The sequence below is a fragment of the Streptomyces sp. NPDC048650 genome (genome assembly GCF_043199095.1).
Lineage (GTDB): Bacteria > Actinomycetota > Actinomycetes > Streptomycetales > Streptomycetaceae > Streptomyces.
The window spans coordinates 402,907-423,088 of the sequence record NZ_JBICVM010000008.1 but is presented as its reverse complement, the minus strand read 5'-3'; the positions used below and the strand labels follow the sequence as shown (position 1 = coordinate 423,088).

The 20,182-nt window shown below is 71.3% G+C and carries 16 protein-coding genes and 1 rRNA gene; 3 read left to right on the top strand and 14 right to left on the bottom strand.

All coding sequences use genetic code 11. The features are described 5' to 3' along the window. Positions 1-91: ribosomal RNA gene (rrf, locus tag ACGFML_RS24525) — 5S ribosomal RNA — on the top strand; the annotation flags it as partial. Between the two features lie 648 nt (positions 92-739). Here the strand turns inward: rrf and ACGFML_RS24520 are convergent. The 5 genes from ACGFML_RS24520 to ACGFML_RS24500 form a co-directional block, all read right to left on the bottom strand. Next, positions 740-1,942 (bottom strand): hypothetical protein, encoded by a 1,203-nt coding sequence (locus ACGFML_RS24520; RefSeq protein ID WP_393546996.1) that lies wholly within the window; start codon positions 1,940-1,942, stop codon positions 740-742. Between the two features lie 612 nt (positions 1,943-2,554). Further along, positions 2,555-3,760 (bottom strand): amidohydrolase family protein, encoded by a 1,206-nt coding sequence (locus ACGFML_RS24515; protein ID WP_393546994.1) that lies wholly within the window; start codon positions 3,758-3,760, stop codon positions 2,555-2,557. Beyond that, positions 3,735-4,901: an MAB_1171c family putative transporter gene (locus tag ACGFML_RS24510; RefSeq protein WP_393546993.1), complete on the bottom strand. Its 1,167-nt coding sequence runs from the start codon at positions 4,899-4,901 to the stop codon at positions 3,735-3,737. Before ACGFML_RS24510 ends, ACGFML_RS24515 begins: the two co-directional genes overlap by 26 nt. After that, entirely contained in the window at positions 4,892-5,413 is a 522-nt protein-coding gene (locus ACGFML_RS24505; protein WP_393546991.1) for a hypothetical protein, read from the bottom strand. Before ACGFML_RS24505 ends, ACGFML_RS24510 begins: the two co-directional genes overlap by 10 nt. An 11-nt stretch (positions 5,414-5,424) precedes the next feature. Further along, positions 5,425-5,895 (bottom strand): hypothetical protein, encoded by a 471-nt coding sequence (locus ACGFML_RS24500; RefSeq protein WP_393546989.1) that lies wholly within the window; start codon positions 5,893-5,895, stop codon positions 5,425-5,427. Between the two features lie 361 nt (positions 5,896-6,256). Between ACGFML_RS24500 and ACGFML_RS24495 the strand changes: the two genes are divergently transcribed. Then, positions 6,257-6,823: an ImmA/IrrE family metallo-endopeptidase gene (locus ACGFML_RS24495; RefSeq protein WP_393546987.1), complete on the top strand. Its 567-nt coding sequence runs from the start codon at positions 6,257-6,259 to the stop codon at positions 6,821-6,823. 889 nt (positions 6,824-7,712) lie between these two features. Here ACGFML_RS24495 and ACGFML_RS24490 read toward each other — a convergent pair. The 4 genes from ACGFML_RS24490 to ACGFML_RS24475 form a co-directional block, all read right to left on the bottom strand. Further along, a complete protein-coding gene (locus tag ACGFML_RS24490; RefSeq protein ID WP_393546986.1) occupies positions 7,713-8,930 on the bottom strand; it encodes an MAB_1171c family putative transporter in 1,218 nt (405 codons plus the stop codon). Positions 8,931-9,253: 323 nt separating this feature from the next. Continuing rightward, positions 9,254-9,865: a response regulator transcription factor gene (locus tag ACGFML_RS24485; protein ID WP_393546984.1), complete on the bottom strand. Its 612-nt coding sequence runs from the start codon at positions 9,863-9,865 to the stop codon at positions 9,254-9,256. A gap of 685 nt (positions 9,866-10,550) precedes the next feature. Next, the gene (gene nadC, locus ACGFML_RS24480; RefSeq protein ID WP_393546982.1) at positions 10,551-11,417 is read right to left on the bottom strand and encodes a carboxylating nicotinate-nucleotide diphosphorylase; all 867 of its coding nucleotides are present in this window, start codon (positions 11,415-11,417) and stop codon (positions 10,551-10,553) included. 342 nt (positions 11,418-11,759) lie between these two features. Then, a complete protein-coding gene (locus ACGFML_RS24475) occupies positions 11,760-12,227 on the bottom strand; it encodes a helix-turn-helix domain-containing protein (protein WP_393546980.1) in 468 nt (155 codons plus the stop codon). A 384-nt stretch (positions 12,228-12,611) separates the two neighbouring features. Between ACGFML_RS24475 and ACGFML_RS24470 the strand changes: the two genes are divergently transcribed. After that, positions 12,612-14,027 carry an MFS transporter gene (locus ACGFML_RS24470; protein WP_393546979.1) on the top strand — a complete coding sequence of 472 codons (1,416 nt, stop codon included), beginning with the start codon at positions 12,612-12,614 and terminating at the stop codon, positions 14,025-14,027. Here ACGFML_RS24470 and ACGFML_RS24465 read toward each other — a convergent pair. From ACGFML_RS24465 to ACGFML_RS24445, 5 genes are all read right to left on the bottom strand, one after another. Continuing rightward, positions 14,011-14,994 carry an NAD(P)/FAD-dependent oxidoreductase gene (locus ACGFML_RS24465; protein WP_393546977.1) on the bottom strand — a complete coding sequence of 328 codons (984 nt, stop codon included), beginning with the start codon at positions 14,992-14,994 and terminating at the stop codon, positions 14,011-14,013. The genes ACGFML_RS24470 and ACGFML_RS24465 overlap by 17 nt on opposite strands. Continuing rightward, positions 14,987-15,610 carry a hypothetical protein gene (locus ACGFML_RS24460; RefSeq protein WP_393546976.1) on the bottom strand — a complete coding sequence of 208 codons (624 nt, stop codon included), beginning with the start codon at positions 15,608-15,610 and terminating at the stop codon, positions 14,987-14,989. Before ACGFML_RS24460 ends, ACGFML_RS24465 begins: the two co-directional genes overlap by 8 nt. Next, the gene (locus ACGFML_RS24455; RefSeq protein ID WP_393546974.1) at positions 15,607-18,249 is read right to left on the bottom strand and encodes a lyase family protein; all 2,643 of its coding nucleotides are present in this window, start codon (positions 18,247-18,249) and stop codon (positions 15,607-15,609) included. The genes ACGFML_RS24460 and ACGFML_RS24455 overlap by 4 nt, the downstream gene beginning before the upstream one ends. Positions 18,250-18,310: 61 nt before the next feature. Then, entirely contained in the window at positions 18,311-19,471 is a 1,161-nt protein-coding gene (solA, locus tag ACGFML_RS24450; RefSeq protein ID WP_393546972.1) for an N-methyl-L-tryptophan oxidase, read from the bottom strand. After that, positions 19,472-20,149 (bottom strand): FMN-binding negative transcriptional regulator, encoded by a 678-nt coding sequence (locus tag ACGFML_RS24445; protein ID WP_393546970.1) that lies wholly within the window; start codon positions 20,147-20,149, stop codon positions 19,472-19,474. Positions 20,150-20,182: the final 33 nt, after the last annotated feature.

Here is a 20,182-nt window from a genome sequence, read left to right as displayed (position 1 = left end):
GCCCGGTTACATTTCGAACCCGGAAGCTAAGCCTTTCAGCGCCGATGGTACTGCAGGGGGGACCCTGTGGGAGAGTAGGACGCCGCCGAACAATTATTGTGGGAAAGCTCCGCACCTTATGGTGCGGAGCTTTTCTGCGTTCCGGTTCCGTTCGCCCCCTTCCATGTGTCGGTCGTCTGCGCCGGCGCTACGGGTTCATCCGCCGAGGGCCGTCGGAGAAGGCTTCCACCCGAAGTGCCGTTCCATCGGGAAATGTGGTCAGTGCCGACGAACCGGCCCCTGGGTACTGCCTGCACCTGGTGTACGGAGCATCCGCATAGTCGCTGTCGACGAAAGCCAGAACACTGCGTTCTGCTCCAGATCTCGCCAGCACCTCCCAGGGCTCCTGAACGTACGCACCGGTTGCCTGCGGCATCAAGGCTAGGGGCGTGAGTCCAGGTCAGGGCCGTCCTGGCACCTACCTCGGCGAGACCACGGACTGGCGAATCACCTGCACACCCTCGCGGGCCTGCTCGATCTGGAAATGTACGCATGGGCCCGGCAGTTCGTCGAGGAGCTTTCCGGCGACACGCATCGGAGCGGGACAGGTGACGGTGCCCGGCAATCTCATCGACAACGCTGCGGACGCGGAGGCCGCGCACCCGCCGGCGAAGCCCTTCGTCGAGGTCGGCAGGTGGGCGGAGCCCGGTGCCACGGTGCCGAGCGTCCGGCGAGACGGCTTCGACCCCTCCCGGTGCCGTCAGCCGCGTCCGGCGAGCGGTTGTCCGACCCCGAGTCGGCGCAGGCCGGCGAGGACGTCGGGGTCCTGGGCGTCGAGCCAGTCGCAGAGCTGCCGGAAGGAGACCAGCCGGACGTCCTGGTGCTTGTCGTCGGTGATGTGCTTGATCGCCTCCTCGACGGCGTCCATGTAGATGCCGCCGTTCCACTGCTCGAAGTGGTTGCCGACGAACAAGGGGGCCCGGTTCGTCTCGTACGCCCGCCGGAAGCCGGCGATGTAGGCGTCGGTGGCCTGTCGGCGCCAGCGAGGGTAGTTGGCCGGCGGGCCCTTGGTGGAGTTCCTCGACTGGTTGTACAACATGTTGTAGTCCATCGAGAGGACCCCGGAGGGGAGGCCGGCAAACGGTATCGACTGGAGCGGGAAGTCCCAGATGCCCTGCTTCCTGGTGGGCCAGACCTGGAGACCGCCGGGCGAGCTGGCGTCGTACCGCCAGCCGCGCTTGCGCGCCGTGGGCAGCAGGTTGTCCTGGCCGAGCAGGCACGGCGTGCGGGCGCCGACGAGCTCCTTGCCGTAGTCGAAGGGGAGCGGTTCGAGGTCGGTGAAGCCGGTGTTCGTCCGCCACTTGGTGACGAAGTCCATGGCCTGCTCGATCTCGGAGTCCCATTGGGCGGGGGTCCAGTGGGCGACCGAGCCGCTGCCGGTTCCGCAGAAGTGGCCGTTGAAGTGGGTGCCTATCTCGTGGCCCTCCAGCCAGGCCCCCCGCACGTTCTTGAGCGTCTCCCTGATGTGGTCATCGGTGAGGTAGGGGATGTCGGAGGCGCCGACGGGGTTGTTCGGCGGGCGGTACATGCGCCTCTTCGACTCGGGCAGCAGATAGAGCCCGGACAGGAAGAAGGTCATCGAGGCATTGTGGTCATGGGCGAGTTTGCGGAACCTCGGGAAGAGGCCGTTGCCCACCTCGCCCGCCCCGTCCCAGGAGAAGACGACGAACTGCGGTGGCTTCTGCCCCGGTTCCAGCTTCTCCGGTGCGGGCGGCTGGTGGGGTTGCCTTCCGGTGTACGCGGTGGAGCCGTCGCCTATCGGCTTGCTCTTCGCCGTCCTTCCGGGCTTGGTCCCGACCATGTCGGAGGCCGACGACCCGGAGGTCGAGCAGCCGGTGACGGAGAGCGCGGCCGCCGCTCCTATCCCGAGTCCCAGGATGCCCCGGCGGCTGAATTCACGCATAACGGTACCCATCGCATTCGTACGAGGTTCAGGTGTGGGGGACGCCCGGAGAGGTGGGACGCCCAGAAAGCGGGGGAGGCGGATGGCGAGGTTCCGCTTCGACCCCTGGAAGGAGAGTTCCCAACGCAGAGTCGCGGGCGACGTGTTCTCCGAAAGCCGTGGGACGGGCTCCGGGATCCCGGTACTCCGCAGGGAACTACGCGACGGTCACCGGCGAAAGGGAGAAGGCAACCGTCTGTGCCGCACCGATGCCGCTCGGGGGGCTGCAAACCGGCACCCCCACCTTCGGGAGCGGCCCCCTCGGCCCCCGCGGCCCCCGGCCCTCTTGTGTCGTCGCGGCCTGCGCGGCGCGGCCGTCGTGGTCCGGCGTCCTCTTCACGTCGTGCTCCCCCGTTCGATGGGCGGGGCGGAAAGCCGAAAGCTCAGCGGCCTCAACCCGCGCCCCCTTGGACGCACATGACTCTCACGGAGATCGCTAGCGCACCGGTAACGCCTGACTAACAACCGCCGTCGTCCCCGAGGCGACGATGGCGCGCCCGGCCGGGAACGCGTGGTCGGCGGCAGGGCGGCCACCGCGACTGCCGCTGAGACGTGCCCTTCGGGAGCGGGAGTTCACCGCCCAGCCGGTGTCAGGCGGCCGACGACGGGACGGCCCGCCACGAAGACGTGCCGGATCCGGCGCAGGGCGTCCAGCTCGGCGAGCGGGTCGCCGTCGACGACGAGGAGGTCGGCGCGCATACCGGGGGCCAGCGTGCCGGTGTCGGTCAGCCCGAGGGCGTGGGCGGCGTGGGTGGTGGCCAGGTCGAGGATCTCGGTGTGCGGGAAGCCGACGGCGGCGAAGAACTCCAGCATGCCGACGTAGTCGCCGAACCGGGCGCCCGGGACGCCGGCGTCGGTGCCGGCGATGAAGCGGACGCCGGCCTCCCGCATCGTCCGGATGACCTCGATCATCGCGTCCGCGCGGGCGGGCCCCAACTGCTCCAGGAACAACCGCCAGTCACCCGAGACGCAGCGGCAGACGGCGATGTCCTGGGCCACGATCCGGCGGGTCACCTCCGGGTCGTGGACGACGCCCTCGGCGGTACGCCACGAACAGTGCTCGAGGGTCCGGACCCCCGCGGCCACGCAGTCCGCGATGGCGTCGGTCCCGTGTGCGTGGGCGGCCACCTCGAGACCGTGCCGCGCGGCCTCCTCGACGATCAGGCGCAGCCGGTCGGGGGTGAACTGCGACTCCCACATGCGCGGCCCGCTCGGTGTGAGGGCGCCACCGGAGGCCATGACCTTGATCAGGTCGGCTCCGGCCGCCGCGTTCCGGGCGACCCGGGCGCGGATGTCGTCGTCGGTGGTGACCTCACCGCCGAGGAATCCGCAGTGGCCGCCGTGCGAGGTCAGCGGCGCGGTCGCGGCGAGGAGACGCGGACCGACGGCCGTCCCGGACTCGATGGCGGTGCGCAACGCCACGGTGAGCGCGTCGCGGTCGCCGAGGTCCCGTACGGTCGTCACTCCGGCGGCGAGCAGCTGCTGTGCGCGGTCCGCCATGGCGGCCGCGAGCTCGTCGGCCTCGGCCCGGGCCACCGCCCGGATCGGGTCCGGGCCCGCGTCGAACGCCAGGTGGACATGGCAGTCGATCAGGCCGGGCAGGACCGTTGCCCCCGGACACCGCAGCCGGGGCACCCCCGCGTCCACCGTGGCGGAGAGCCGGGCCGCGGTGCCGACGGCGGTGATCACGCCGGAGTCCACGAGCACGGCGCCCTCGTCGATCACCCGGTCCGCGGGCCCCGTGATGACGCGTTCAGCGGTGATCAGTACCTTGTCCACGATGGCCTCTCGCGTATGCGCGGGATATCTCGATGAGTTCTTGGGCGTCGGCGTTCAGGTCGCTGCCGGAGGGGAATGCGATCCGGGCGGCGGACAGTGCCGCGTTGGGGTCCTCGGTGGTCGGCTTGAGGGCCAGCGCCTCGTCGATGTGCCGGGCGAGCCGTTCGGGCGGACCGGACGCGAGATCGGCCTCGGGCGCGATCCGGGTCAGGTAGGGGCTCAGCCGCACCAGCCCGTCACGGCACTCGATGAGCCGTCGGTAGAACCGCTCATGGGTATGGCGCAGCCGCAGGCGGTCCCACCGGGGCCCGTCCGGCGCCCGGTTCAGCACGAGCTCCGGGTAGGCGGTCGAGAGGGCCGTCCACAGGGGGGTGAGGGCGTGGTACATGCGGCGGTGATCCCGTACCGACCGGAGGTGCGCGACCAGTTGCACCCCGGCGGAGTAGCTCATTCCGATCACGACGATGCCGAGCGCCCCGTCGGTCATCGACCAGTTCACCGCGTTGAACCCCTGGAACGACGCGGGTTCGTCGATGCGCAGGCACACCCAGACCACCCGGTTGACCGACGTGACCGCCAGGAGGAACAGGCCGAGGGTGACGGTCCGCAGGCCCAGTGCCAGCTGCCGGGCCGCCATGCGCGCGTAACGCTGTGCCCACAGAGCCGAGGCCAGGTAGGCGTAGACGAAGTAGGCGTTGCCGATGACGTAGAACCCGGCGATGGCGGGCTCCGCCATGAACGGGGTGCTCAGGGTGTGATCGCGCAGCGCCGGCGGTGTGGCGAGCATGGCCAGGAGCATGGCGATCAGGACGCCGGCGAGCAGGCCGGTGTGGAGCCGCACACGGCGCCGGTACCCGGCCTTCGCGGCCCGCGTGGAGGCGGCGAAGAACAGGATGAGGGCGCACAGGCCGCCCATGAAGACGGCGTTGAACGCCATCTTCCCGACGCCGGCCGCCGTGTCCGCGTCGATCGCGCTGATGGCTTCCGGGAAGCTGAGGGTCTCGCCGGCGGCGAGCAGTGTCAGACAGGCGACCAGCAGGCGCAGTACCCGGTCGTGCGGTGCGTGCGCCAGATCGACGATCTTCCATACCACCCCGACGAACAGCAGGACGGTGACGGGTTCCTGGAAGATTACATCCACCCCCAGCGGGGGTTGAGCGCGGAACTCAGCGGTCCGAGCGGGGAGTCCTCGGTGGTGCGGGGTGTGGCGTAGTCGATGACCACCGCCCACTTCTGGATGATCGTCGCGACCAGTTCGGCCTCGCGTTCGTAGTCCTCGGTGTAGCAGGTACGACGAAACCCCCTTGAGATCGAGCCGCGAGGGTAGTCCGGGCCCAGGTCGGGGAGTTCCGTTCCGGCGCTGCCGTCGTCCTGGTGGTCGGCGAGGATGTGCCCGATCTCGTGCAGGATGATGTGGTCCTGGTGTACCCGGGTCGTTTCCTTCTGGTAGAAGATGGTCTCTTCGTCCGGCCGGGACATCCACACCCCGAACGGCCCCGGTACCGGCAAGGACCAGGGGATCAGCCGGATCGGTCTGCCCCGGTGCTCACCGAGCCGATGGCACAGGGTGTCCACGCTCAGCGGTGGCTGGATGTCGAGTCGGCGTAACAGGCGCTTGCAGTACCGGCGGAGCTCACGTTCGTGTACGGCCACGTCGTTCCCTCTCAGGTTTCCGCGCCGGGATGGGGTGCTCCGTCCTGATCGAAGACCTCGATCATCTGGAGCAGTTGGTCGCGCATGGCCGGTGTCATCGCGCCCGCCCTCATGGCGATCATGCGCACCTGACGGCTGGCCAGCTGCTGCCGCAGCAGCTCGTCCTCGGGGTCCTCGTGGGCGACGAGCGACTGAATGGTGATCGGTGGCACCCCTGGCTCGCGGTGGTCGTCGAAGAACTTCGCAATGCCCTCCAGCACGCCCAGCGTCGGGTTGGCGTGGGAGCCGTTGCGCAGCATGGCGAGGTAACTCCGGGACAGGGTCGCGGGATGGGACGGATCCGCGGTCACCGCCCTCGCCACTTCCGCGGTCGAGTACTCTCGATTTCGGCCACGGGCATCGGTCCGTCGGACCAGTGCGAAGAACCCGTTCAACCGCTCGGCCAGGGGCTGTTCACGATCTTGGCCGGCATCTGCCGTCATGCTCACACTCCTGGCTGGATCCGTCCGTCGCCTCGTGGCAGGGCCGGTCGGGCAATACCCATGACCACTTGCCGCCGCCAGACGCTTGATGCCAATATATTGGACACTTCGCACTTGAGGTCCAGGCGCGGGGAGCAGGAACTGTCGCTCGAGGACGAGCCGCTGACGCCGACCACGGAAGCGGCCCGGCACGGCAGGCCGGTCACGGGGCAACCTCCTGTGGAGCTGCGTGCCCCTCGGCGTCATGAACGAGTACCTGTACGGGGCTTGATCGGCGGCGTGGTGTTCTCGAGCCCGGCAGGAACCAGCCGGTATGTCATACACGGGCGCGCAGCGACGGGCCGTGGGAAGGGCGGGCTCTATGTGGCGCAGACGCCTTCGTCGCCAGTGCAAGAACCTTCTACGGAGCATCGAGTTCCCTCACCCCTTCGACATCGGGGAGCTCTGCCGTCATCTGGGTGAGCGCCGCGACCGGCCCATCCGCCTCGTCCCGATCGCCCTGGCGGCCGAGGGACCCTGCGGTCTCCTCATGTCCACCCCCGGTGCGGACTACGTCTTCTACGATTCCGACACCTCGGCGATGCACCAGGTGCACGTGATCGCACACGAGTTGGGGCACCTGCTGTGGAATCACGAGTCCCGCGACGCCGCGGACGGCGGCTGGCAGGCGCGCCATCTGATGCCCGACGACCTCGACCCCGTACTGGTCTGGAGAATGCTGGGGCGCACCCAGTACGCCGACCCCGAGGAGTGGGCGGCCGAGTACTTCGCCACACAGCTGCTGCGCAAGGTGAGCGAGTGGTCCCCGCGGCCTCCGTCCGTACCGCCGGAGATGGCGGAACTCGTCGGCCGCCTGGAGCGCTGTCTGCACCCTCGCCGGGACGGGGCTCCGCTGTCCCCCCTCGGCGACCGGGGCGCCTACGGGTGACCGCGCGGCCCGCCCGGCCGGCGGGGCCTCACGGGCCGGGCACGGCGAACGGCTGATCGTCACGGCGGCCGGTGGGGGAGCGCTCAGGGGGCGGGCGTGGTGAGTCGCTCGGCACCCGGGGCCGCTTTGCCGGCGGTGATGCCCAGAACCTGCGTGACGGGCGGCGGTCCGATGTCGCCGTCGGCCCTTCCGCGCGGCTACTCCAGGGCGGGTTCCGTGTCCCGGGTGGAGAGGAGAGGCCCCGATCCCGTCACCCGAAGACGACCGGTTGCCGGCCCGGGCGCGCTCACTCTCCTGTGACATCCCGCTCCCTGTCGTCGGTCGGAACTCCGATTCCCGCCCGGTTCTACCCGACGTCAACACCCCACACAACACGACTTCGGCCAAGGGGACTTGTAGACTGTCGATACCGATACCGGCCGAACCCCCTGCCCTTGGCGGCCGTTCACAGCCCGCACGCAGCTCCCGATGACGGCGACGCCGGGCCGGATCGATGGCTATGGCAGGTGATGTGGCGCCTCCGACGGAAGAGGCGTCGGCCGAAAGCGATCGGTTCGCGGCAATCCGCTCGCACCTGCCGCGTGGCCTGCCTTGCGGCCCGGAAGGGCATCCCATGTCGAGAACGACCGGACGAGGTCCCGACGAGGTCCGGTCGTGTTCTGTCGGCCGATCGAGGAGCCGGGGCGAGCAGCGTGCGGAACGCGCGGGAGGCGCACCGCGACGGCGAACAGGGCCGGACGATGCGGGCTGGGGCAATGGTCCTATTGTTCGCCGGGCCGTGCTGGTGGATGGTGGGGGCAACCATGACGGGCGCGACGACGGCCCTCATTCCGGGGGGAGGTGGGCCGTGAGGTGAAGGGGGCCCACAAGGATCGACGACCCGTGCGGGTCAGGCGGCGAGCCGGTCCAGCAGTGTGGAGAGCCGCTCCTGCCGTTCGATGGCGCTGAAGGCGTCCGCCACCTGTTCCAGCCAGACCAGTTCCGCCGCCAGACTGGGGTCCGGGCGGCACATCTGGTACTGGCCCGGAGTACGTACCAGCACGCCCCGTCCTTTGATGCGGATGCCGAGGGCCAGGACGCACGCCTCCATCGTGGCCTCCGGCTCGGTGCGCCGGAGGCAGGCCTGCCGCGCCACGCGCTGGGCCAGCTGCGCGGCGATCTCGTCCAGGTGGGGCCGCAGGGAGCGCTGCCCGTCCCGGATCTCGATGATCAGCCGGTACAGCCGCGTCTCCACATCGCGTACGAACCAGGGCGGGCGGGCCGAACGGGGCCGGAACAGGGCGATGTCCGGCGTGGCCCGGTACAGCGCGAACCACATCGGGTACAGCCGCCGGAAGGAGCGGTGGTGCCGGTACCAGGCCACGGTCCGCCGTCCCCAGATGGGCATGGTGTACCCGCCGACGATGACCAGCGTCCCGAGGTTGGCCAGCAGCGGGCCCCACAGGATCGCCGCCATGTCGAGCCGGTCGGTCCCGGCCCAGCGGCCGACCACCCCGATCAGCTTGCAGCAGAGGTAGCCGATCACGAAGATCGACCCGAGAGCGGTGAGCCGCAGCGAACTGCTCAGCCAGGGGCGGCCGATGGTGCGCGAGGAAGGGAAGGCCGAGCGTGCCGTGTTGGCGAGGTTGAGCCCGTAGGTGCCGAGGAAGACGATGACGAACGGGCCCGCCTGGTCGAGCGCGGCGAAGTGCGTCTCGAAGTCGACCGGATGCTCGCCCGGCAGGGGAGTACGGAAGAACAGCACGAGCATCGTGGTCAGTGCCACGCCGTATGCCGCGCAGGCCCGGATCACCTTGCACCGGATGTCTCCCGGTGAGGCGAACCACCCGATCATGTTCAGATGCGAGGAGAGCGCGCTCAGGACGATGAAGGCGCTGGCGAGGAGTTCCGCGACGTTGGGTATGCCGAGCAGGCGGTCGATGCGGACGTAGCAGGACGGGGTGATGCAGAGGTACGCCAGCGCCGTGCACAGCCTCGCCGAGCACACGCCCCGCAGCGCCAGGTTCTCCGGGTCCCTGCGCAGGTCGATCAGCTTGTAGGCGAAGGCGAAGAGGCTGATCGCCCCGCACAGTGCATGGGTGATGTTGAGGGTGGAGGTGGCGGTCATGCGGACGCCGCACCCCCGAGGGTGCCGACCGGTCGGCGGCGCTCTCCGGCCGCCCGGCCGCGCGTGGGCGGCCGGGCGGTTCGGGCGATGCGGCCGGCCGGACCGTGGCGGACGGGAGTGACGCCTCCGCGCTGTTCGTAGGACCGTTTGCGCACGACGACGCCCCCCCCGAATCCCGGACTTCTGGCAGGGTCCAGTGTGCGGCACTTCGCGTGCCGGAGCGCAGGTTTTTGCCCCTGGCCTTTGCCGGGGGCCGGGGGCCGGGGGCCGGGGGCGACCGATGGGCGTGCGGTGCGGCCGCCGATCCGGACCGGGGGTGGGCGTCAGGCCGAGGCGCGCGCCGCGGTGAGGCGGAACGCCACCCGGCGCACCGGTGCGGGCAGGCCGCTGGTCACCGCGTACAGAGCCGCCTGGGTGCGGTCGGCCGCGCCGATCTTGGCGTAGATCGCGCTGAGGTGGTTCTTGACCGTCTTCTCGGAGATGCCGAGGGCACAGGCGATCATGCGGTTGGTCATGCCGCCGGTGACGAGGCCGAGGACGTCCGTCTCCCGAACGGTCAGGCCGGCGGGCCGGTTCAGCGGCCCGGGCCACCCCGCCCGGGGTCCGGCCTGCTCCGGCCGGCCCTGCCTGCCGGCCGTCCGGCACTCGCCGCGCGTCCCGTCACGGCCGCCCGGGGGGAGCGCGTCCCGGCTTGCGGCGGCGACCGCGAACATCGCGGCCTGGGTGCGGTCGGCTGCGCCGATCTTGGCGTAGATCGCGCTGAGGTGGTTCTTGACCGTCTTCTCGGAGATGCCGAGACCGCGGGCGATCTGACGGTTCGCCATCCCCTGTGCGATGAGCTGGAGGACGTCGAGTTCACGCGGTGTGAGGGGGGCGCCGGGGGCTTCTCGCTCGGTGCTGCTGCGGTGCCCGTCTAACCCTGGTGCTCCGGCCACTCGTACATCCTCCGAATCATTCGCTCGCCCGGTGGCCGGCGTGCGGCGTCACGGGCAGATGGACCGACTGGCGAGGTCGCGCTGTTCATCGCGGTGAACCAGGAAGCGGGGATGCGGTGTCCACGCGGCAGATCGCGGAACTGCTCCATGCGGAGTGGCGGTCCCATGAGGGCGCGCGAGCGCCGCCCGGCCGAGCCGCATGACCTCTTGGGTCACAGCTTCCAGAGGGGGGTTGGGGATGGGGGTGCGGGATGGGAGTTGCGCAGTTCGGGTGCGCTGCGCTGCCTGCCGCGACCCCCGAGTTCCAACTGTCGGTGACGCTACAGTGGCCCGCATGACGCGTCAACTGGTGTGGTCATGCTCGCCATTGAGGTCAATGGCAGTTGTCGCCCCGGGTGGCGACGGCGGCTCGGGGCGATACCGCACGGTCGGTCACCGCTCCCGCTGAAGCCGCCGGGACCTTGGTCCTATTGCCCCGCCGGAGGCGTGCTGGCAGCGTGGGGCACCATGAACTCGACGCTGTGGAGCGGGGATCCACCGCCCCGCCGGCTCATCGCATCGCATCCCCTTTAAACTGACGCGTCGTCATGTGGTGCAGCCTGCAGCCCGGTCGGGCCGGGGGCGAAGGCTGTTGGGTGACGAGTGCGTCATGGGCCGATCGCCGTCCTGCCGACCCGCCGCCCGGTCAGGAACCGGTGATCAGCATGCTGACGTCCAGCCCAGGAGCGCTGTGGGTCAGCGCGCCGACCGACACCATGTCCACGCCCGCCTGTGCGATCGGCCGCAGCCGCTCCAGCGTGATGGTGCCGGATGCCTCCAGAAGGACACCGAGGCCGGCCGTCATCTGCTCGCGGGCCCGCACCACCTGCTCGATCTCCTCGACCGACATGTCGTCGAGCATGATCCAGGACGCCTGGGCGTGGACCGCCTCCTTGGCCTCGGCCACGGTCTTCACCTCGATGTCGATCAGGACGTCCCGGCCCTCCTCGGCCATCCCCTTGCGGACCGCGTGGATCGCGGCGGTGACGCCGCCCGCGGCCGCGATGTGGTTCTCCTTCAGCAGCACCATGGCCGACAGGTCGAGCCGGTGGTTGTGCCCGCCGCCCGCGGTGACCGCGTACTTGTCCAGGACGCGGAGCCCGGGAGCGGTCTTGCGGGTGTCGAGCACCTTGACCGGGAGGTCGTGCACCCTGTCGGTGTAGCGCCAGGTCAGGGTCGCGATACCGCTCAGGTGCTGGAGGAAGTTCAATGCGGTGCGCTCACCGGTTATCAGGCTGCGGGCCCTCCCGGAGAGCCGGATCAGCACCTCACCCGGCGTCACCCGGTCGCCGTCGGCGACCAGTTCCTCGACCACCACCTCGGGGTCCAACCGGTGGAGCACCGCGGCCACCATCCGCACTCCGGCCACCACACCGCACTGACGCGCGACGATGTCGGCGCGTGCCCGTAGGCCCTCGGGCACGCTCCACCTGGTGGTGATGTCGTCGACCGACGCGTCCTCCGCCAGTGCGAGGGTGACGGCAGCGGTCGCCGCAGCCAGGGGAAACTCCATCGCGTCCTCACAGCCCTTCCTGGTCCGGTGCCCTCCGTGGGCCCCCGGCCGGCCGGCCGATCGGACCAGCGCGTTGCTGCGGGGGACGGAGGCGCACCACGAGCGGGCCGGGTGGTTCCGGTCCGCACCCATGCAACCAGCAGGGGACCGGTCACCGAACCGTCCGATTCCCGCTGACCCGGCCAGCGGCGGTATCCGGCCGCCGCGCCCGCAGGCCCGCGGGGCCCGCGGGCGCGGCGGCCGACCGGTGGGGCGGGGCGTCGGGTGGCGCGTACGGGAACGGCGCCGGGAGCCCCGCTCGGGCCCGCGGCGCACGATGACCGAAAAGGGTGCGGCGCCGCCTCAGTCGTGGCCCGGTTGCTTGGGCGGAAGCCCCTCCATCAAACGGAGCTGGTCGAGCAGCGCCGAGGCGAACTGCAGCCCCCTGGGGGAGAGTCCGGCGGCGCGCATCGCCACCTGGGTCACCCCCGCGTCCTTCAGCGCGAGCAGGTCGTCCGCGTGGGCCCCCGCCGCACGCAGGGCGGCGAGCTGGGTGAGCTTGGTGTCCGTCTCGGACGCGGTGTCGTCGTCGAAGAAGTAGGCCGACTTCACCCCGAAGAAGCGGGCGAGCGCCTCGAGATGGTGCATCCGGGGGTTGTCGCGCTCACCCTTGCGCAGGTAGGCGATGTACTGCTTGGAGATGTCACCGCCCTGTGCGCGGATCTCCTTGGCAACCTCCTCGTTGCTGTACGGTCCGCGTCCGGCCGGGTGGACTGTGTCGAACAGCCGGTTCAAGCGGTTGGCGAGCTGGCTGGGCGGGACCTCTCTCACCGGGCCTCCTCGTCTTCCTTCCGACAGTGAGTGTGAACGAATGGCTGGTTCTGTGTACCACCGCAGGTGATGGAGGTGCCAGAACCCGACGGTAGGCGTGAGACCTCGCGGCAACGTACGCGCAGAGCGAACTCGGCGAAGCTTATGGCACGTTGATGCCTCAACGGCAGCCGTCTTCGATGAGGTGGCCGACACGCGACGCCCGCGCCGCGGGGGCCGCGGGGGCCGCAGGTACGGATCCGCGTGGCCAGGGGGCGTTCGACCACCTGAACCCCTGCTTCCGCCCGCCGACCATCCTGTCGCCACTGGGACTTAATTCCCATGGCTCGGGCGTCCCCGGCTGGTCAGGCTTGTCAGCCAGCACCCATCCAGAGGGGACACGAGGTGGCGGACGCTTCTCGCACGAGACGGCAGCAGACGGCGAAGTCGGCGGTGGCTCCCGCGCCCGCGGGCCCCAGTGCCACGCCGGCCCCCGTGTTCACCCTGGTGGCAGCCGTATTGGGCTTCTTCATCATCTCCCTCGACGTGACGGCGGCGAACGTGGCCCTGCCGGCGATCGGGCACGAGCTCGACGGCCGGATGACGGACCTCCAGTGGATCGTCGACGGGTACACCCTGCCGTTCGCCGCGCTGCTGCTGTCGGCGGGGGCCTGTTCGGACCGGATCGGGGCCGGCCGCGCGTACGCCATGGGGCTGACGCTCTTCGTCCTCGCCTCGGCGGGGTGCGGGCTGGCACCGCAGCTGGGTTGGCTGATCGCCGCACGGGTCGCCCAGGGGGTGGCGGCGGCGATCATGATGCCCTCCGCGCTCTCGCTGATCCGGCAGGCGTACACGGACGCCAAGGCCCGTATGCGGGCCATCTCGGTCTGGACCGCCGGGGCTTCGGTGGCCATCGCCACCGGGCCAGTGGTCGGCGGCGCCCTGACCAGCGGGGCCAGCTGGCGGCTGATCTTCTTCGTCAACCTCCCGCTCGGTCTGCTCGTCCTGGCGCTGCTGACCCGGGCCCACCGCGCCGTCCCCCGGCGGACACCGCTCGACGTGCCCGGTCAGGTCATCGCGACCGCGGTGCTGGCGTCACTGACCTACGCCGTGATCGAAGGGGGCCGGGGCGGCGGCGCCTCGCCCGCCGTGCTCGGGGCGGCGCTGGTCTGCTGCACCGGAGCCGCCGGGTTCGTGGCCGTCGAGCGGCGGGCGGCCCAACCCCTGCTGCCCCTCGGGTTCTTCCGTTCGCGGGCGGTGTCCGCCTGTGTGGCGGCCGGGTTCGCGGTGAACGTGGCGATCTACGGCACGATCTTCGTGGTCAGTCTGTTCCTGCAGACCGTCCGGGGCCTCTCCGCGATCGACGCGGGCACGGTGTTCCTGCCCATGACCACCTTCCTCACCGCGGCGAGCCTCCTCGCGAGCCCGTTCACCATCCGGTGCGGGCAGCGGCTGCCCGCCCTCGTGGGTCAGCTCTCGTTGGTCGTGGGGCTCCTCTCGCTGCTGTGGGCCAGTTTCCACGCCGGGACGGCCCCCCTCGCCCTGGCGATGATTCCGCTGGGCATCGGTGGTGGGCTCGCGGCCCCGCCGCTCACCGCCGCCCTGCTCAACTCCGTCGCCGAGGAGCGGTCCGGCATGGCGGCCGGCGTGTTCAACGCCAGCCGCCAGGTCGGCGGTGCGATCAGCGTGGCCGTGTTCGGCAGCGTCCTCGCCGGTGCCGACTCCTTCCCGCACGGCATGCGGATCTGCCTGGTGATCGGGGCGGTCGTGGTGGCGGCGACCTGCACGGCCTCGTTCCGCTATCTCAAGGAACGCTCCTAGCGTCGTTCGAAGGGTCCGCCAGCGCGGCCTGGGTCAGCTGCCCGTGCAGCGCCACGGCCGCCCGGGTCCCCTCCGCGGCGGCGATCGGGATCAGGGCGCCGGCGAAGGGGGACTCGGGGTGCCGCGCCAGGTCGCCGGCCGCGAACACCCCCGGTTCGCTCGTCGCCCCGACGATGTCCACCGCGACCAGGCCGTCGGCGAGCAGGACGAGCCCCAGCATCTCCGGCAGGTTCGACGCCTGCTCCGCCGGCGGGTGGCAGAACGCCAGGTCCCTGGCCACCCGGGTACCGTCGGCCAGGACGAACGCGTCGATCTCCAGGCCGGGCCCCTCGACCCGTGCCACCGGGCCGGGGTGCACGGCGATGCCCAGCGCGGCCAGCGAGCGCATCCGGTCCGGGCCCGGGTCCGGCTGCCCGTTCGTGAACAGGGCCAGGTCCGCGGTGAACCGGCGCAGGCTGACGGCCACATGGAAGGCGTGGCCGTCGCCGCCGAGCACGCCGATCGACCGGCCCGTTGACTCCCACCCGTCGCAGAAGTGGCAGTTGAGCGCAGTGACGCCCCACCGCTGCGCCAGCCCGTCGACGGGGGGCAGCCGGTCGCGCACCCCGGTCGCCAGCAGGACGGTCCGGGCGGACACCTCGCCGGACGACGGTGAGCCGACCGTGAACCCGTCCGCAGCCCGCTTCGCCGCGGTGACGCGCTCGTCGCGGAACTCGACGGACGGGTAGGCGTCCAGCTCCTCGCGAGCGGTCGCACGGAGCACGCCCGGCGGGGTGCCGTCCCGGGTGATCAGGCCGTGGGCGTGCGCGACGTGACGGTTGCGCGGCACGCCCTCGTCGTAGAGCAGGACGCGGTACCGCATCCGGCCGAGTACGAGCGCGGCGGCCAGCCCGGCGGGCCCACCGCCGACGATGGCGACGTCATACCTGGACAGGGCTGCCTCCGAGGGGGGCGGTGACTCAGACATCGACGACGTCCGGGGGCCGGTGGCCCGCTGCCGTGGCGGGGGGCGACGGCTCCCGGCCCAGGTGGGCCTCCCGGTCGAGGGACCCTTCGTAGAACGCCCGGACGCGGGGCAGGCCGGGGTCCACCAGGGAGACGATGAAGGCCCACAGCCCGCTGTCCTGGGCCAGCGCCGTGTCGAAGGCGGTGCAGGAGTCGCGGTACGGATCCTCGGGCCACGGGACGCGATGGGTGTGGTAATGGCCGAAGAGCAGCCACCCCTCCTCATCGCTGACGCTCTGCGCACGCAGCACATCCTCCGGCCGCGCCACCCACCCGCGGTCGTGACGAGGAGTGCTGGTGGAGACCGCGTGGGCGTCGTAGATCTCGTCGACCTCCTCGGCGGTGCCGGGGTCGTTGCGGGCGCTCTCGGCCAGCGGGAAGACGGACATCACCCGCAGGGTGTCCGGGCCGTCCCACACGCCTGCCAGCAGGCCGAAGGCCCGTCGCAGGGTGGGCTCACCGGGCAGGTGCCGGCCGGCGACCTTGCGCCGGCCGTGCTCGACGACGGTGTCGTAGCACGGCTCCGGGAGGACGATGCGCCGGGCCCGGCCGAATTCCCACGTCGATACCGAGGTCATCCGACCGTCTCCAGCACCGCGCTCGCGGGCACCTCCGGGTCGGCCAGCAGCCGCTCCGCGCGCTCGGCCATCCGGTCGGCCAGGCACGGAGCGTGGCCGAGGTGGCTGAGCGGATCGAGTGCCTCCTCGATCTGAGCGGTGGTCAGGAGGGCCGAGAGGTCGCCTTCGAGCAGGAGCTGGCCGCGCAGGGGGCGGCCCGCCTCCTGGGCGCGCTGGCTGCGTTCGTACACCCAGGAGTAGGCGGCCTGCTTGCCCAGCGCGGGGGTCAGCAGCAGCATGAGGCGCTCGGTGCCCACCTGCTCGGCCTGCTGGTGGAGGCGCTGCCACATCTGCGCGGGGCGGACGAACAGATCACGGACCAGCCCCAGGGTCAGGCGCGCGGCCGCGAGGGCGTAGTGGGCGGCGTCGGGTGCGTAGGCCCATTCGAGGCGGTATCCGCGGCTGTCGCGCTCGTGCTCGCTGACCAGGCCGTGGAAGGCCGCGGTCACCTGCGAGGCGGACAGCCCCGCCAGCACCCTGACCTGCTCGCACAGATCGGGGTTGCGCTTGTGGGGCATGGTGCTGCTCGCCACGGTCCCGGGCGTCCAGGCCAGGCCGAGTTCGGCTATCTCGGGCCTGGAGAGCGTACGGATCTCGTCCGCGATACGGGCGAACGCCCCCGCGGTGAGCGCCAGGGCCGAGGCGAACTCCGCCGGCCGGTCGCGGGTCGCGTGCCAGGCGGTGTCGGGGACCGGGAGCCCCAGCCGGGCGGCGACCTTCTCGATCAGTTCGTGCGCGCGGTCCCCGTAGCCCGCCATGGTGCCCGCGCCGCCGAACAGCTCGATGACCGCGACCCGGTCCTGTGTCTCCCGGAGCCGGTCGTGCGCCCGGGCCAGCTCGTCGATCCACGAACCGACCTTGGCGCCGAAGGTGATCGGCACCGCGGGCTGGGCGTGGGTGCGTCCGACCATCGGCGTCGAGCGGTGTGCGCGGGCCAGCCGGGCCAGCGGCGCGAGCATCTCCCGGATCTGCTGCCGGAGCATCGTCAGGGTGCCGCGCATCTCCAGCGCCAGCGAGGTGTCCTGGATGTCCTGTGTCGTGGCGCCGTAGTGGATCCACTCGCCGGCGGGCCCGCAGTGGTCCTGGAAGGTCCGCAGCAGTCCGACCAGCGAGTGCCGGCTGGCCGCCATCTCCCGGCGCAGCAGCGCGAAGTCGAGGTCGGCGAGGACCGCGCGGTCCGCGATGGTGCGGGCGGCCTCCTGCGGAATGATGCCGAGTTCGGCCTGGCTCAGCGAGAGCGCCGCCTCGATGTCCAGCCACCGCTGGTACTTGCACAGGTCGCAGAAGGTCTCCCGGGAGGCCTCGGTGCTGAACAGGTCGCGGAAGAAGGTGGAGTCGGCCACCGTGCTGCGCTCGTGCGGGCAGTCCTCGCGGTCGGGTACCGGCCGGTCCAGCGGCCGGGCGGCGGGCCGCGGCGCGGCCGCGGCTGCCGCGACGCCCTTGTCCGGGCGGCCGTAGTCGCCGAACGGGCTCGCACCGTAGGGGCGTTCGCCGGGCGTGTACGTGCTCTCCGCGCACATCCCCAGCGCCGCCGTCCGCGGGCTGGTGCCGTCCTGGTCCGCGCGTTCCAGGACCCGGGTCACCAGTGTCCCGATGGTCCGGCCCGTGCGGTCGAGCACCTGCTCGGGGCTGGGGCACTGGGGGGACCCGAAGACGACGTCGACGGACGCGGTGCCGCCCGCGCCGCCCACGAAGTCCGGGACGACGATCACCGACCGGTCGTGCAGCGCCCCTTCCACCGCCGGGCTCAGCCCGTTGTTGGCACCGACGACCACCGCCCGGGCGGGGAGCCGGGCGGCCTGCGCCTCGCTCACCGCGTCGCCCCCGGCGGCCAGTACGAGGATGTCGGCCTGCTGCCCGAACAGCTCCGACGAGGACGCTCCCCGGCCGGGCGGCACGATCAGCCGACGGTCGTCGGCCGCGATCAGCGTGGGGACGTCCAGCCCGTCCGGGTCCGCGAGAGCGCCGTCCGCGTCCGCGACGGCGACGATACGGACCTTGGCCTCCGCCAGCGTCGCCGCGACCCCCCGCCCCAGGTTGCCGAAGCCTTGTACCGCCACGGTCAACTCATCGGGTGCGCGCCCCAGATGCCGCGCCGCCGCCAGGGTGGCGTGCGCCAGGCCGGCACCCGCGCGCCGCTGGTGGACGGCGAGCGCGCCGACGCCGGTGGTCATCAGCTGGATGCGTCGGAAGAACTCGCCGTCGGCCAGGCGCTGGGCCCGCGCTGCGGCGTACTTGATGGAGGGGATGCCGCAGGAGCGGGCGATCTCCTCCAGCTGCGGCCAGCGCGTGCCCATGTCGCTGCCCATGCTGTAACGCTCGAGCACTTCGTCGTGGAGGAAGGTGAAGAACCTGCGGATCGCCTCGGTGGCGCCCGGGGCGGTGGGGTCGTAGTCGATGCCGCACTTGGCGCCGCCGACGTTCAGCCCGAGCAGCCGCTGCTTGAGCGTCATGCGCGCGGCGAGGGTCTCCAGGGTCCCCTGCGTGAGTCCGGGTTGAACCCGACAGCCTCCCGCGGACAGGGCACATTCGTCGGTATCGTAAACGAGCCAGCCCCGGAAGCCTTCCACGGGATCGACGTAGGACAGGACCTTCGGCATAGCTTCTCCTTGGATTGATGACCGGCATCGCGAGGTGGCGTCCGGGGAAAGCGGTGTGGCCCTACTGCGGCTTCCGGCCGGCGGCACCGAAGCGAGCCGGGTCGAAGAGCGCGAGGTCCTGGCGGGGCGATCCGTCCTTGACGATCTCCATCAGGGATTCGCCGATGGCCGGTGCGAACTTGAACGCATGGCCCGAGGTGCCCGCCGCCACGACGATGCGGCCGTGTTCGGACGCCGGACCGATGACGAACGCCTGGTCCGGGGTGTTGTCGTAGAGGCAGACGGCGCTCCTGCGGTACCGGCCCGCGCCGAGCCGGGGGATACGCGTACGCAGGAAGTCCTGGATCTCGGCGATCTCGCTCCGCTGCACGAAGCGGTCCACGAGGTCCGGGTCGGTGGGGGTGCCGCCGCTGTGCACGCCCGCTTTCACGCCGCCGTGCAGGCCGTTCGCGGCGGGGTGCCCGTAGCCGACCATGCCCTCGCCCTCCCATATCCAGTACGGGAACCGGCCGGGCTGGAAGTGAGCCGCGCCGCCCTCGGGCTCGAACCACAGCATCACCTTGCGCAGCACCTGCACGGGCAGGGCGAGTTCGGGCAGCAGGCCCGGTGCCCAGCAGCCGGCGGTCACCACGACGTGCCCCACCTCGTAGGTCCCCCGGTCGGTGCGCAGCCGCGCCCCGTCGTGGTGCTCGACGATCTCCCGCACCTCTTCGTGGAAGCGCAGCGCGGCGGACTGCCGCGTGGCGAGCTCCAGCGCGACCCGGACGGTCTGCTCGGGCTGTACGTATCCGGAGCCCGGGTCGTAGACCGCGGCGCAGTCGTCGGGCGGGGTGAACTGTGGGTATCGGGCGTGCACTTCGTCCGCGGTGAGGTACTCGTGTTCGAGTCCGCACTTCTCGGCGCTGGCCCGGGCCGCCGGCACCAGGGCGCCGTCCGCGGGACCGACGCACAGGCCGCCGGTGCGGTGGAACAGGCGCTCGCCGCTCGCCTCCTCCAGCTCCGACCACAGGGTGTAGGCGCGGCGCAGGTAGGGCACGTACTCGGGGCCCATGAAGTACGCCTGCCAGACGCCGCGGGACTCGCCATGGCTGGCGCCCTGGTCATGGACCGGGCCGTAGCGCTCGACTCCGAGGACCGTGAGGCCGGCCGCGGACAGTGCGTTGCAGGCGGCGCTGCCGAGGGCGCCCAGGCCCACCACCGCGACGTCGTAGTGCTCCACCATTCATCGGCTCCCGTCGGACAGCGGGCAGGCGGCTGTGGTCCATCGCGCCATGTCGCGCGCCAGTTCCCGATGTGTGCCGTGCGGGCTGGCGGCGAAGTGCCGCGTGGTTCTGTCCCGGGTCTCGGGGGTGAGTTCCTGACTGAGTTTGAACATTCCGTCGACCTCTTCCACATGCAGTTCGAAGGCGCCCACAGCGGGCAGGATCTTGTCGAAGTAGTCGAGGGATTCGGCCATGTCCCACTGGCGTCCGAAGCGGCCCTCGAGCTGGTGCACCGTGCGGTGGATCACCCGTCGGGTCTCGTCGCCGGCCGGCAGCGGATGGACCGTCCCCCGTAGGTGCACGGCCGTGAAGTTCCAGGTGGGCGCGGCCGGGTGGTATCCGTAGACGTCGGGGGAGACGTATCCGCCGGGTCCCTGGAAGACCAGCACGGAAGGCTGTCCGGCCGTGAGGTGGCGCCAGTGCGGGTTGGCCCGGTTCAGATGCCCGAGCACCCGGTGGCCCCGCAGGTCCGCGGGCCCGCTCGCGAGGGCCTCGGCCACGTCCTCGGGCAGGACGGCCGGCAGGTGGGTGACGTACGGCACCGGGTCCGCGCCCGTGACGAGAGTGGCCAGGGGGCCGGCGCGTACGACGTCCACCGCTGCCGCCGAACTCCCCTGGTAATGCGCGGGCACGTACATATCGCGGTTCTCCTTCGGGGCTGGAATGTGGCC